The 14520-nt window shown below is 57.3% G+C and carries 11 protein-coding genes; all 11 read right to left on the bottom strand.

Annotated features, from left to right (window positions below; all coding sequences use genetic code 11):
• Positions 1 to 236: 236 nt before the first annotated feature.
• A complete protein-coding gene (locus tag EPYR_RS03360; protein ID WP_012667003.1) occupies positions 237 to 1313 on the bottom strand; it encodes a hypothetical protein in 1077 nt (358 codons plus the stop codon).
• A 23-nt stretch (positions 1314 to 1336) separates the two neighbouring features.
• Positions 1337 to 1771: a hypothetical protein gene (locus EPYR_RS03355; RefSeq protein ID WP_012667002.1), complete on the bottom strand. Its 435-nt coding sequence runs from the start codon at positions 1769 to 1771 to the stop codon at positions 1337 to 1339.
• 27 nt (positions 1772 to 1798) lie between these two features.
• The gene (locus EPYR_RS03350; RefSeq protein WP_012667001.1) at positions 1799 to 2866 is read right to left on the bottom strand and encodes a PAAR domain-containing protein; all 1068 of its coding nucleotides are present in this window, start codon (positions 2864 to 2866) and stop codon (positions 1799 to 1801) included.
• 22 nt (positions 2867 to 2888) lie between these two features.
• Complete coding sequence (locus EPYR_RS03345) at positions 2889 to 4850, bottom strand: type VI secretion system Vgr family protein (protein WP_014538561.1); 1962 nt, start codon at positions 4848 to 4850, stop codon at positions 2889 to 2891.
• 46 nt (positions 4851 to 4896) lie between these two features.
• Positions 4897 to 6318, bottom strand: a complete 1422-nt coding sequence (locus EPYR_RS03340; RefSeq protein WP_012666999.1) for a serine/threonine protein kinase — start codon at positions 6316 to 6318, stop codon at positions 4897 to 4899.
• 29 nt (positions 6319 to 6347) lie between these two features.
• Entirely contained in the window at positions 6348 to 8963 is a 2616-nt protein-coding gene (gene tssH / locus EPYR_RS03335) for a type VI secretion system ATPase TssH (protein WP_012666998.1), read from the bottom strand.
• A 427-nt stretch (positions 8964 to 9390) separates the two neighbouring features.
• A complete protein-coding gene (locus EPYR_RS03325; RefSeq protein WP_012666996.1) occupies positions 9391 to 10137 on the bottom strand; it encodes a DUF4225 domain-containing protein in 747 nt (248 codons plus the stop codon).
• A gap of 41 nt (positions 10138 to 10178) precedes the next feature.
• Positions 10179 to 11237 carry a type VI secretion system baseplate subunit TssG gene (tssG, locus tag EPYR_RS03320; RefSeq protein WP_012666995.1) on the bottom strand — a complete coding sequence of 353 codons (1059 nt, stop codon included), beginning with the start codon at positions 11235 to 11237 and terminating at the stop codon, positions 10179 to 10181.
• Positions 11234 to 13108, bottom strand: coding sequence for a type VI secretion system baseplate subunit TssF (tssF, locus tag EPYR_RS03315; protein ID WP_012666994.1), 1875 nt, complete (start codon positions 13106 to 13108; stop codon positions 11234 to 11236). The genes tssG and tssF overlap by 4 nt, the downstream gene beginning before the upstream one ends.
• An 18-nt stretch (positions 13109 to 13126) precedes the next feature.
• Positions 13127 to 13693: a type VI secretion system baseplate subunit TssE gene (gene tssE, locus EPYR_RS03310; protein WP_012666993.1), complete on the bottom strand. Its 567-nt coding sequence runs from the start codon at positions 13691 to 13693 to the stop codon at positions 13127 to 13129.
• Positions 13690 to 14511: a type VI secretion system accessory protein TagJ gene (locus EPYR_RS03305; protein WP_012666992.1), complete on the bottom strand. Its 822-nt coding sequence runs from the start codon at positions 14509 to 14511 to the stop codon at positions 13690 to 13692. The genes tssE and EPYR_RS03305 overlap by 4 nt, the downstream gene beginning before the upstream one ends.
• Positions 14512 to 14520: the final 9 nt, after the last annotated feature.

The following is a 14520-nucleotide window of genomic DNA, read 5'->3' as shown; positions in this document are numbered from 1 at the left end:
CAGGTTGGCGGGCGTGGTCTTTTATTCTGCGGTTTTAGCCGCCGGGCGCTCCGGTCTTATTTTGATGGCGCATATGGCAGCTATTTTTTAAATTATTGGGATATAACACTAACGTGACAGGGAATGATATCAGCGGGGGAAGTAAACGAATTTGAGGCACCGGGCCTGTTCAGATACGCACTATCTTAACCCCGCGCTACAGGGTGACCGGGCAAGGCCCGGCCACTTATCAGCCGTCATTCAGTATCGCTCTTAATGATTTCCATCGTTGACAAAATCAGTTCCAGACAGCGCTTATTTTCTTCGTAATGATAATCTTTATAATTTATATGCTTGCCGACCAGCTCAGCATAGCACCACAGGCCGGCCTGCTTGAAAATCACCATCTGATAGAAAGCGCGCATATTCTCTTTTGCGCTGAATATCTCACCGGTGCAGGTATAAAAAACATCGCTTGAAGCCTCATTAACTTCGTTGGCGACGATCTCCATTTCATTCGCCGCCAAGGTTACGCCGTTATCCTGCTGATGAAAACGCACGGTAGAGTCTCTGTAGACGCCATTGGGTGACTGGTAGCTTTCCTTCGGGTAGAAATAGATATTCACCACGCCGTAATTAATATTATCAAGGGTATGTTCAACCACCAGGCGGTTATCTGCTATGCCCCTGGCTTTCCACGAAGCGGGAATTTTAAACGAGCTGGTTTTATTCAGTTCGACCGGCGTTAACAGTTCAGCCGTTGGCAGATTACTGCGATGCAGAAGATCCCAACTGACGACAATAGCAAAGACATCGCTGGCTAATACCGCATAGTCGCGCGCGGCGCAGGATGCTTTTAGCAGGAAGTAGTTACCGCCGCCGTCCTTCGGGTTATAGTCCTTTTGCACCGTATAACGCGAGATCACTTCATCACCGGAACTATGCGTTTTCAGGGTTAAGACATCAGCAAAGCTGCCGCTGCCTGACGGGTTCTCAATAATGCGCTGATGAAGCACTTTTTCCCCCATCAGGGCAAGACGGTTAAATAACCAGTCCGAGGCGTTCATCTCCCAGCGGCAGTGCTGATACGCCGCCCACACTTCCAGATACGGTGACTCATCGTTGGTGATATAGCGCCCGATATTGGTTAATCCGACCTCAGGAAAGGAAACCGGAGCCAGTTCGGCAGGCTGAACCCTTTGCGGCAGCAGCACCCAGTAATGCAACATCTGATGATCTGCTGAGGTATACAGACATTTCCAGAAGCGCTGCTGCACATCTTCTTGCGTAAAAGCAGATTTCAGCGGAAAGTCAAAACCATATTTAATGCTCATTGAAATACCTCAAGTACAGATGTTCAAGCCAGCCAGATACCATAAAATATTAACACGCTGCCACATGAAACAACACATTTCGCCAGAATAAGCAATGACGGGGAAAAACCGTTTGAAAGAGAGGAAAGCGCCTGGTAATTTTCTGAGTTATATTTTTTATGAAATCTCATAAATCCTGAAAACATCGTACATAACATGACTACAAGGAATTTCATTCCCAGCACAGAAAGAAATGATAACCCCAGCCTTGTCATCAAATAACGAGCAAGCTCATTGGAGTAAGAAGGGAATATCGCCATCAAGCCTTTTTGAAAAAAGCCGAATATAATGATACCTGTGAAAATCGCAAGGAATTTCAGACCAAACTTTAACCAAGACGCCCTATCAAAGAAGTCATTTCCATTCCAGATATAAAACACAGCACCCATTAAGAACATTAAAAAAACTATCACACTCATATTTACAAAGCCTCAATGATAAAACTATTAATTCCCAATTATGACCGTTACACATCCAGAAATAATGATACCACCATCATTATCCGACTTAATGCTAACTTCGGATGCAACGTCCTTCTTACCGTAGAAATATTCATCTAAAGGTTTTAATGCAATCTTGATGCTAACATCAGCCTTTAACCCTACCGCAATAGCCAGTTCGCCTGAAATCTTAAGATTAAGCGAATAGTCAGTAGTATCTACGTAACCACTTACCCCCGCAGATGCCCCCGCACCACCTGCCGTTCCTCCCAGCTTAGCCTCCGATACGAAGACGCCATAGATATCAAAATTCACCACGCCCTCGCCCTTAACGACCGCCGTTTCCGCGCCCGCTTCGGCGGTAAATCCATAGCGCCCCTGGTTACCTTTATAAACCTCGCCGATAAGCTTTGTTTCGGCGGTAACAACCGTGACGTCCCCGGCGATACTGCCATATAGCCCGCCCGGCTTTCCTGCGGCGGCGGTTCCGCCATACTGAACGCCGCTGGCAGACGCGTTAGCGTTAAAACCGGTGATATCACTATCATGGTCATAACCATAATAAGTCCCGCTGGCACTACCAGACGCAACCTTAGTGCGGCTCTCCCCCCTTAACAGACTGTCACTTTTCATATTGCCCAAAGTGAGATCCGTCAGGGCGAATCCCAGCGAAGCGGTATCTGAATCACCCTCGCCGGTTTTATCCTCCGTACTGGCAAAAGCCCCCAGTGCGCGCGCGTCGTAGAGGTCGCCGTGTAATAACCCGTCTTTTGCCGCGTTTTTAGCTAACGTTGCGCCCCAGTACTGCGGCGGGGCGGCTTTTTTCGGCGGAACGGGCGGTTTACCGTCGGTTTGACACTGGGTTTTGTCTCCCAATCTCGCCAGCGGTTGTCCATTGACGATAACGCTGGCAGAACCTCCGACGATAATCCCGCTGCCGTGCTGTGAACAGCTTACGCTGTCGCCTTTTCTTGCCGCCGGAAAGCCGCCAATCATCACATCAGGGCTTCCGGATTGTATTGGCCCGCTATGAGCGCCTTGATCAATTAGCGCTCTGGCCGCTGGCTTACCCATGCAGATCCCTTATCCGGTACGGTTAGCTGTTTACTTTGACCAGCGCGCCTTTGATATCGGTGGCGTTGGTTCCGGTAATACTGACGGTGTCACTGGCGCTCAGTTCCGCATCGGTTCCTCCGCCCAGCAGGGTAAGCTCGTTGCCTTTCAATAAGGCCCCTTTCTCGCTTTCCGCCATCAGATCCCCTTCCGCCACCTGTATTTCGATCGCTGATGGGGTGATCAGAATGTAATTATTTTTCACCTTCAGCCTGATGCTGGCAGTGGCTTCAAGCAGCACATTACCCTGCTTATCCATGGTCAGAACGGCCTGATCCTCACCGACGTTGATGATATGTTTCTCTGCGGTATGGCTGGTTGCATGCATACCAACGTCAGTCAGCATGTTGCGTTTAACGATGTTTTTCTCGTCGCGGCCAACGGTTTTATGACGATCGACGCCGACATCATGGGTTTCGCAATGTTCAACCTCGGTATCCATATTTTTTTCCGCATGCAGCCAGATTTGTTCATGACCCGCTTTATCCTCAAAGCGCAGCGCGTTGGCGTTGTCCGGCGTACCGTCCTTCGAACGGCTCATAAAGCCCATCTGCGTGGCGGCGGCGGGCAGCGCCCACGGCGGCATGCTCGCCTCGTTGTACACGCGCCCGGTGACGATCGGTCGGTCCGGGTCGCCGTTGATAAAGTCGACCACCACCTCGTCGCCCACGCGCGGGATCTGCACCCCACCGTAGCCCTGGCCCGCCCAGGCGCTGGAGACGCGCACCCAGCACGAGCTGGTATCGTCGCCCTTCGCCAGCCTGTCCCAGTGAAATTTCACTTTGATGCGGCCATATTTATCGGTCCAGATCGACTCGCCCTTCGGCCCCACCACCTTCGCCGTCTGCGGCCCGTGGGTGCGCGGCCACGGCGTGTCCGGCTGTGCGCGGAAGGTGATATCCGAAGGGATCACCTGAACAGAGATATTGTGCCTGCTGCTGCTATCGCCGCCGCTGGCGTAGCTGTTTTCCTCAAAGTCATAGCAGGCTTCGGTGGTCAGATATTCACCGTTATCACTGATAAAGGGCGCATTCAACACCGCAAAGGTGTAACCCGGTGCCAGGCCGAGTGCGGTGCCTGTGGCGCTAATCTGCTGATGCTCCACCTGCCACACTTGCTGGCGGATTTTCACGTAGAACTCACCGTGATCGTGGTCAACAAAGTGGCCAGGCCAGTCGTAGACGTCTATCGCCCCCGGCTGCGGCGAGGCCGGATTCTGCCGCGCCTGCAGCATCCATGCGTTCGGTTTGCGGAAGTCGTAGTCGTCGATGCTGTAGATACCCGGTGTGACCGCATCGGCAAACTCCCAGCCGCTGATACCTTCTGCGCTGGTAATGCCACCGGATGGCGTGGCGTGGTAAGGGATCGCCTCGTAGCCGCTGAACGGCTGGTGCTGCTGCTCCGCGTCCATCAGCACCAGCCTGTGCCCGTCCGCCTCGTGGCGGAAGTAGTAGTAGATCCCCTCCAGCTCCATCAGNCGGCTGATAAAGTTAAAGCTGCTCTCCTGGTACTGCACGCAGTACTCCCAGCTGCGGTAGCTGCCGGTCAGCCGGTCTTCCAGCGCCACGTTGTACTCACCCAGCAGGGTTTTGACGATCTGCGGCACCGTCTGCCCCTGGAAAATGCGCAGATTTTTGTCGCGCTTCAGCGGCCACAGGTCCGGCTCCATCACCAGGGTNTACACCGCGTAGCGCGTGCCGCTCAGCTCCTGGCTGCTGACCGACACTTTGGTGATTTTGCCGTTCAGGTAGCGGGTACTCATTATCCCCTGGGTGGGGATGGAGATGACGATCGGCTGGCCGAGCAGCGCCCTGCGCTCGATGCGCGCATCGGTGCTTAACAGCTGCACGCTCAGTTCAAATGACTGCGACAGCGCTTCGCGCCCGCTCATGCGCCAGAACAGCAGGCCGTCCATCGGCAGCTGTACGGTGATACGGTCAAACATAGGGGAACTCCAGAAGAACAGCGCCCGCACGACGGCGGGCGAGGGGTTAGCTTTGCGGATTTAACAGCCACGCACCTTCGTGTTCGATGGTGATGGTCTGGCTGCGCGTCTGGCGGCCGTTGGAGATGCGGAACTGGTATTCACCCGGCGGCAGCTGCAGGGTGGCAAAACCGTTGGGGGACGGCATCAGCGCTTCGGCCTTGCCGTTGATCTCCACCTGGTCACCCCGCGCCAGCTGCAGCCAAACCTGTGCCACCGGTTCAGGCGGTGGCGCGACCGCCGCCGGGGCCGCTGGCTGCTGCGCCGGAACGGCAGCCGGGGCGGCGTTGGCTACCTCTGTAGCGGGTTGCACCGCCGGAGGCTGGCTGGTCTGCGGCTGAACATCGTCGCCGCCGGAGTTCAGCAGCGCACCCACGCCGATCCCCACCAGCACTCCGGCGGCAATCATTCCCGGCAGCTTAAAGCGCTGCAGCTTGTTGGCCACCGTTGGCGCGGGTTCTTCATCCTCAACCGCCACCAGCATGGTGCTGGATGTGCCGACTTTGACCTCGTGAATGGCATCGAGATCCGATTCTTTCAGCTCCATCAGCGCTGCCAGCTGGTCAACGGTCTGCGGACGATCTTCCGCCTGCAGCGCCAGCGCCCGGTCGATGGCGGTCAGCAGCGGCAGCGAATAGCCCGCCGGACGGCGCTGCGCTAACGGCTGGTAGTTATCCTCAATGCTGCGCACCACGCTGACCGGCGGCGGTGAACCGATAATCAGCGTATGCAGCACCGCGCCCAGCGCGTAGATATCGGTCCAGGTGCCCTGCTCGCTTTCGTTGTCGTCGCTGTACTGTTCGATTGGCGCAAAACCCGGCTTGAGCATGGTTTCAGTTTCGTCGGACAGGTTGCCAATCGCCTTGCGCGCTGAACCAAAGTCCAGCAGCACCGGCGCGCCGTTATCCTGAATCTGGATATTATCCAGCGAGATATCGCGGTGCAGATAGCCTTCCCGATGGATGGTGTTAATGGCACCAAACAGCGGCGGTAGCAGCTTGCGGATCCAGGCTTCGTTAATGATTTCCGGGCGCTGCTGCTGCAGACGCGACAGGGTGGTACCGCTGTAGAAGGCCGTGCCCATATAGGCGGTATCGTTCTGCACCCAGAAGCGCAGTACGTGCAGCAGGTTCGGGTGGGTAAAGCGCGCCAGCAGGCGCGCCTCCTGAATAAAACTGTTCAGCCCGGCATGAAAGGTTTTGCTGAAGTGTTCGCTGCGCAGCACCAGCGTCAGGTCGTCGTTGCGCACCGCCAGCGAGGCGGGCATAAACTCTTTGATGGCGATGGTGCGTTCCAGCTGGTGATCGCGTGCGCGGTAGACAATGCCAAAGCCGCCGCCGCCAATCACCTGCTCGATTTCAAACTCATTGAATCGGTAGCCAACCGGTAATGCATTAGGCATCGCCTGGCTGTTATCCTGTTGTGACATAATTGATAACTCTCTGATAGCTAATGGCTTTACGCCTCAAACTGACACTGGAATTCGCCCTGATGTAACGTAACGCGCAGGCGACGGTATTGTTCGTCGCGCGCGCTGGCAGACAGCAGCATCTGGCTCATTTGCGGCAACAGGGTATTGGTAAGAATGGCGTCGACCATGCGACCGCCGGACTCCACTTCGGTACAGCGCTGGACAATCTGGCTAATCACGCTGTCATCCACTTCGGAGATAATACCGTGATTCTCCTCCAGCCGCCGCTGAATACGCTGTAATTGCAGACGCACGATATTGGCCAGCACCTCATCACTGAGCGGATAGTAAGGCACCACCAGCAGGCGGCCCAGCAGCGCCGGGGGGAACACCTCCAGCAGCGGCGGGCGCAGCGCTCCGGCCAGATCCTCCGGCTGCGGCATCAGTTCCGGGTCAGCACACATGGCGCTAATCAGCTGCGTACCGACGTTAGAGGTGAGAATAATGATGGTGTTGCGGAAATCGATATGCCGCCCTTCGCCATCCTCCATCCAGCCCTTATCAAACACCTGGAAGAAGATTTCATGCACGTCCGGGTGCGCCTTTTCAATTTCATCCAGCAGCACCACGCTGTACGGACGGCGGCGTACCGCTTCGGTCAGGACTCCGCCCTCACCATAGCCGACATAACCCGGCGGCGCACCTTTCAGGGTGGAAACGGTATGCGCTTCCTGGAACTCACTCATATTGATGGTGATAATATTCTGTTCGCCGCCGTACAGCGTTTCCGCCAGCGCCAGCGCGGTTTCGGTTTTACCCACCCCGGATGGCCCGCACAGCATAAAGACCCCGACCGGCTTGTTCGGGTCGTCCAGGCGTGCGCGCGAGGTGCGCACCCGTTTGGCGATCAGGTCAAGCCCGTGGCGCTGACCAATCACCCGCTGATTAAGGGTATCAGCCAGCTTGAGCACCGCATCAATTTCGTTTTTCACCATGCGCCCCAGCGGAATGCCGGTCCAGTCGGCGACCACCGCCGCCACCACGTTGGCATCCACCGCCGCGAACAGCAGCGGGGCTTCGCCCTGAAGTTCACGCAGCTGCTGCTGGCGTGCGGTAAGCTGCTGATGCAGGCTCGCCTGGTCTTCCGCCGTCTCTGCACTCAGCTGCCCGCGCAGGGCGATGATGTCGTCCACCAGCGCGCGCTCCTGCTGCCAGCGTTCGTTAAGCCTGTCGCGCTGTTCGGCCAGCGCCGCCAGCTGCTGCTCCAACTGCGCCACGCGCCCGGCCTCGCCGATACCGACTTTCGCTTCACGCCCGGCGATATCGCGCTCAATCTCCAGCGCATGAATGCGATGCAGGCAGTCTTCCAGCTGCGGTGGCTGGGCGCTCTGGCTGACGGCAACGCGTGCGCAGGCGGTATCCAGCAGCGCCACCGCCTTATCCGGCAACTGACGCGCCGGAATATAGCGATGCGAGAGCTTGACCGCCGCCGCTACCGCTTCATCCAGCAGCAGGACGCAGTGGTGCTGTTCCAGCGGACTGACGGTACTGCGCAGCATCAGCAGCGCTTTCTCCTCGTCCGGCTCGTGCACCTGCACGGTCTGGAAGCGGCGGGTCAGCGCCGGATCTTTCTCGATGTACTTTTTGTATTCCGCCCAGGTGGTGGCACCGATGGTGCGCAGCTGGCCGCGTGCCAGCGCCGGTTTCAGCAGGTTGGCGGCATCGCCGGTACCCTGCTGACCGCCCGCGCCGACCAGGGTGTGGATCTCATCAATAAACAGGACGATCGGCGTCGGGCTGGACTGCACTTCATTAATCAACGCCTGAAGCCGCGCCTCAAATTCACCCTTCATCCCGGCTCCGGCCTGCAACATGCCGATATCCAGCAGCCACAGCTGCACCTGCTGCAACGGTTCAGGCACGTCGCCTGCGGCGATACGCAGCGCCAGCCCTTCCACCACCGCCGTTTTGCCTACCCCGGCTTCCCCGGTGAGTAGCGGGTTGTTCTGGCGGCGGCGCATCAGAATATCCACCATCTGGCGGATCTCCTGGTCGCGCCCGGCCACCGGATCGATCTTGCCATCGCGCGCGCGCGCCGTCAGATCCTGCGCGTACTGCGCCAGCGTACCCTGCTGCTGTGGGATTTCACCGCTGGCAGTCTGCGGCGCGGCGCTGACCTGCTGTGCCTCTTTGCTGTCGCCAAATACCTGATCAAACTGCTCCAGCAGCACATCAACGCTGATGCGGCTGAACTGCGGCGAGATGCCTTTCAGCAGGTTGGCGAGGTTAAAGGTTTTCAGCAGGCCAATCAGCAGGTGACCGCCACGGATCTGCTGTACGCCAAACTTCAGCGAACCGTAAACCCAGGCGCGCTCCACCGCGCTGTCGATATGTTCGGACAGGTCAGAGACCGCGCTGGCTCCGCGCGGCAGCCTGTCGAGCGCCGCCACGATATCCCGCGTCAGCGCCTCTTCATCCAGTGAAAAATGGCGGATAAGCTGCTGTAAGTCACCGCCCTGATGCTGCATCAGCTGGTGCAGCCAGTGCACCAGCTCCACATAGGGGTTGCCGCGCAGTTTACAAAACGCGGTGGCGCTCTCCAGAGAGGTAAATAACAGCGTATCCAGTTTGCCGAACAGTACGGCGCGGCTGATTTCTGACATGATTGATCTCAGTAGTTAGTGTTCTGTTTAAAAACGGCATGATTGCGCAGCGTGCAATCCTCATCAGACGGCAGATTGATAAGCGTTAACCGGGTTATCTTTTTAGCGATTTAAAATCAACCACGAAAATAATATAAGCTACAAAGAAGAACATGGCAGAGTATCTTATTGAAGAATCATCCCATGCAGCGTAGCCAAAGAATCGATATATATCGTCAGCACCAAACTTGATAATCTGATACTGGATAAATGAAAAAATCATCACTACTATAATGGTAAATAAATTATGATATCTGAAAATAATTTCGTGCCTGAACCTTAAGAAGACAAAAAAAACTAAAATAGCAACCGAGCATACTTCATAACCGAGGGTAATTAACCAGGAGTTGTCAGAGATAGTCACTTCACTGTACATAATAAATTCAACCTAATTGAGTTGACGGATACTATATGCTGTAGAGGCAACGCCTGTTAACTCCGCAGCCATAGGGACTTTTCCCATCTCTTGCCAACCCCGAATAAAATCAGAGTTGATATGATTAAACAAGCGCCAGGAGTCTTGCTTTGGTACGTTACGCGCCATGCCATAGCCGGACAAAGCAATATCAATGCTTGCATAGGCCAGGTTCGCCTTATTATCACTGTATCCAAGCTTTTGCGCCACTTCTCGATAGGCCTGACGCGTATAACCTTGTTTTTCCGTCCGGTACAGAAGGTAATAACCACTTTCATAGGTGTTGTTCATCCCATGTACAATCAGAGGTGTTCCGTATGTCGCACATGCAACCCCTAAGGATGCAGCACAAACACCGAAACCAGCAAACACCTGACTACCACCGCTGACAAAACCTATCTGTTTCAGAAAAAGATTAGCTTTTTTATCCCGAACTGATTTTTCTATAGCCAGGTATTGTTTCACTTTCCCAGAAATAATATCAAACTCCTGAAGCCTTAACCTTTCCGTCTCTTTTTTGATGATTTCATAGCCACCCTGTACAGACAGACAGTTAATATCAACTTCATTGCTTACGTAACGAATAAGATCATTAATCTCTTTTTGAAAAAGGTGACGCGTTACACCTTGAGGAAGCCAGGTTAGCGAAAGTGAATAACTCAGCTGGCGTAATTGATCTACTGCAGTTTCAAATTCAGATTTTCTGACACTTGTAAACATAACCACCTCCTTGTTGTATTTTTTATATTATCAAAAGTTATTTAAACACTTTCCTGCGGCTCCGGACTAAAGGTGAGATCGCTGCGGTGCTGTGGGATAGCCGGCTGTCCCAGCCAGCTGCTGTATCCCAGCCGGGATGCGCCGCCGAGGGTGACGCCCTGCACATCGGCGGCGTCAAGGATCAGCCGCACCTCCCAGAGAAATTCAATGCCCAGATACTGACGCACCCAGTCGCGCAGCTGCACCGCCCAGGGTTCGCCGGGCAGAAAACGCTGGTAGCTGGCCATTGGCAGCGGTCCCAGATCCAGACGTAACTTGTGCTGCACATCGCGCACCGCCACGCCGAGAAACGCAGAAACCCCGAGTCGCGGTTTGCGCCGTCCGGCCCCCAGGCTGGCGCGGTCGCGACGGTCAACCGGCTGCCAGTGAGGCACGTTTTCCACCAGCCGCACCGGCACCTGAAAGTAGTGACTGAGGACTTTTTGCAGTCCCTCGGCATCGCGGGCGTGGCGGGTCAGATGCCCGGCCAGCGCCAGCCGTGAATGCGCACTGAGGCTGCCCTGTTTTAGCTGCCCCGGCTGCCCCATGCCGATCAGGCTGGCGAGCCAGCGCTCAAACTGGCGTTTTTCCGCCCGGTCCAGCGCCACCGTGGGCTGCGCATCTGCCCAGGCGCGGTAAAACAGCAGCGTCAGGCGATGGTGGAACAGATCGGCAAAGGCGCTCAGGCTGTTGTCCTGGTGGTGGTCGCTGCGCTCACGCGCATATTCCGTCAGATGGACAGGCAGCGGGCCGTTGGGGCCAAACAGGCCGAAGCTGTAGATCGAGACATCGTGCAGCGCACTGTTTTCACGCGGCGTGACGCCGGCGATGGCCGCCGGGGCAAAGGCCAGCGACGGCCGCTGGCCGATGCGCAGCGGTTCGTGGCGCGGCAGCGGCGCACGCCCCAGCGGATAGCGGTGACCGCCCTGCGCATCCAGCCGCCGCAGCAGCTGGAACAGGTCATAGCGCCACGGCGTGGCGCACAGCGCCGCCCAGAAGTCCGGCGGCAGGCGATGCAGGCGGTGAATTTTCTCTGCCTGCGCGGCGGGCTGCTGTGTCATATCAGTGTCCTTTTGCCCATGCGCGGCGCCCAGTAGCCGACCTCGCCGCGCTGCTGGCTGGTCAGCGTCATTTCGGTAAAGGTGTTGATCGCCACCAGCCGCGAGAACACCCGCTCCAGCACGCTGCCGAGTAGCCACGGGCTGCTGCCGGAAAACGCCTGCTCGTCCACCTCCAGCTCAATGCCGATGCCACGGGCAAAGACAATCGGGCCAGGCTCCGGCACGCGCCGGAACACCGGCTTCAGCTGGCAGTGGCGAATACCGTCGATCTGGCGCGCCGCAGCGGCTTCGGCGAGATTAGCGTAAAGCCCGAGCATCTGGCGTAACGCCGCCGCCCCCTGCCCGTCATCACCGTCCATCAGGCTGAGATAGTTCATCTGCAAATGGCTGACCAGCCGCCAGGCCATTTTTCCCTCGGCCAGCGCCGGACGTGGCGGCGTCGGCCCTTTACGCAGCGTAAGCTGGCGCACCGGGATCGAATCAGGCATCACAAACTGCCCCTGCTGTTGCAGCAGCAGTAGCGGCAGATCGCGGCTGGTACACATCACCTCGGCAGTCAGATAGCGCAGATCCTCATGCCAGGGCGAATTGTGCTCGTCGACCAGCGACAGAAACACTTCCGACCCGACGTAGCCGGTGCGCGTGCCGAAGCGCTGCGCATGTTCGGACAGGGTGCGCTGTTCGCGCCGCAGCGAGAAGTAAGCCCCGTAGTTACCGCCGTCATCGCTGAAGGTGCTCCAGAACGGGCGGAACTGCTGCTCCTCGCGCTGGCGCTCGCCACTGGCGTATAGCTTCTGCACCGAGAAAATCTCGTAGTCCAGCGGGCGGATGTTATCCACCACCAGATGATATTCGTGCACGCTGTCGCTGAGCTTTTGCCGCTGCGCCACTTTCGGAAACAGGTTGATTACCGGGGTGCAGTGCAGCGCCAGATGGCTGTGGTCAATCACCCGCTCCAGCCCCGGGTTGGCGCTGTCCAGCAGCAGCACGATATCGAATTCACGCGCCTGTGGGTCACAGGCTTGTAACAGCGGGCGCAGCTGGCTGATGCTGATAAACTGGAAGCGGGCCGGGAAGGCGAAGTACTCCTGCAACAGGCGATAGCCATCGAAATTACGCAGATCGTTTGGCAGCAGCGCCTGGTCTGCGGCAAACCCTTCCTGCTGGAGCGCATCATCGCCCAGTAGCGTGCGCTGCGGGCTGCTGCCCACGCTCTGGCAGTAGCCGCCCACGTAGTGCTGCATCACCAGCTCCAGCAGCTGCAGCGCCTGCATATCCGGCCCGCTGAGGAAGAACATCAGGCTGTCGAAGCTAAGATGTGCAAGCGTGATGCTCTCGTCACAGGCGATGCGGATGCGCAGGGCGCTGACCGCGCCGCGCTGGCTTAACCCCAGTTCGCCGAGCGGGACGTTGGCCGGAATGCCGCCCAGCTCAACGCTTTTGATGCGCACCGGTTGCAGCATCACGTCATGGGCGGTGGTGTAACTGCAGGTGACGCCGTTTTGCTTTAGCGCCTGGCTGTCCATCATGGTGCCGCGCGGCACCAGAAAACCGTTGCTGATATCGCCTTTGCGGCTGTCCGGCTGCAGTTCGGCTATCGCCATCGACGGCGTTGGCGACAGGTAGTTCGGCGCAATCATCTCCAGCAGGCGCTGGGAGAAGCGCGGAAACTCGGCGTCCATTTTCAGCTGCACGCGTGAGGTGAGAAAGGCAAAGCCCTCCATCAGCCGCTCAACGTAGGGGTCGGCCACCTCATCGCCGCGCATGCCAAGACGGCCTGCCACCTTTGGATAGCGCCCGGCAAACTCCGCGCCCATTTCGCGCAGATACGCCAGTTCACGGTTGTAATAGTCGAGCTGCTTACTGTCCATGACAATTGACCTTCTTGATTAACCCATATCACGCAGGGCAAAATGGCCGTTTTCCAGATCCACATCGGTACGAAACAGAAATTCCAGCGGATACGGCACGCACCACAGGCGGCCCTTGATCTCAATCGACAACACGTTGTGCAGGTCAAGCGAGCTGGTGTCGGACACGCAGCGCACCTGTAACCCGGCGGGCAGAATGCGCGGTTCGAAGTTGAGGATCGCCGCGCTTAGCTTGCGCTGGATATCCTGCCATTCAATATCCGACATGCGCTGCCCCGCCAGCGGCGAAATGCCAAAGTTCAGCGTCGAACGCTGTACATGCGGGAATGGTGACAGATCCTGCTGCGCTTCATTGTTAATGGTATTAAACAGCCACTGCAGGTCGCGCAGCACGTTGCGCCGCAGCGCGCTGTGCGAGATCAGCGTGCTGTGCGCCGCTTCACGCGGATTATCCGGCGCGTTGTCGGTCAGACGATCGAGCAGCGATGGCTGCATTTTGTCGCGGATGTTCAGCCCTTCCTGCTGGCGGCGCTGGCGGTAACCGCCGTGCAGCAGCTTATGCCCTTCATCGCTGTGCTGGCTCATAAGGCTGGCTCTGCATCGCTAAACGCCAGCATCTCCATGCCCAGCAGCGGGAATTCGGCGTCGGCGCTGAACCAGCATTTCTGCCCGTGGCCGCTGAACTGCTGGTCATCGCCCGGCAGCGGTTGCCATTCGGTCAGCGTGGCCAGCCGGTAGCGGTCGTCGGCCTGTTCGACAAACGGATAGCGTACCGGTATCTGGCACACCTGCTCGCTGCCATCCACCAGTCTGACCAGCGTATGCCGCCATACCAGGTCGGTGACGCTGACCGGAGCCTGAAAGCGTATTTCGCTGATGGCGCTGAACGGCAGCCAGCTGTACTGTCCGTTGGCAATCAGTTCGCACACCGGGCCGAGCCGCCCGTCACCGTCTGTAAGCCAGTCAAAGGTTTGCTGCTGGTTCTGGTGCGTCAACTGCCCGGGATTCAGCTGCGCCGCTTCTAAAGCGCAGCCGCGCAGCCGTTGCGCCTGAGCACGATCGCCAGCGGCATCGGCCGCCAGCGCGGCCAGCAGCTGCTCTGCCCAATTCCATGCCGCGCCCGGCATACGCGGTGATGCTTCACCGGCAAATACCGCCGCACGCTGGCGTTCAGCGTTAATCGTCTGGTCCAGCAGCTGGACCGTGGGCTGCGCCTGTGGTTTCAGCGCCAGCCAGGATTTTAGCTGCGTCTGCGCCCGGCTCCAGTTGCCCGCCAGGCACAGCAGCTGGACAAAGCTGGCGCGCAGATCGGCATCGGCAGGCTGGCGTTTTATCTGGCTTTCGATTCTTGCCAGAGTTTCAGCCAGCGACTGGCCGTCCATCAGATGTTGTAACGAATGCATGGCGTGTCC

This window comes from Erwinia pyrifoliae DSM 12163 (assembly GCF_000026985.1).
Lineage (GTDB): Bacteria > Pseudomonadota > Gammaproteobacteria > Enterobacterales > Enterobacteriaceae > Erwinia > Erwinia pyrifoliae.
The sequence above is the reverse complement of the archived record's forward strand: the minus strand, read 5'-3'. Positions and strand labels throughout refer to the sequence as shown.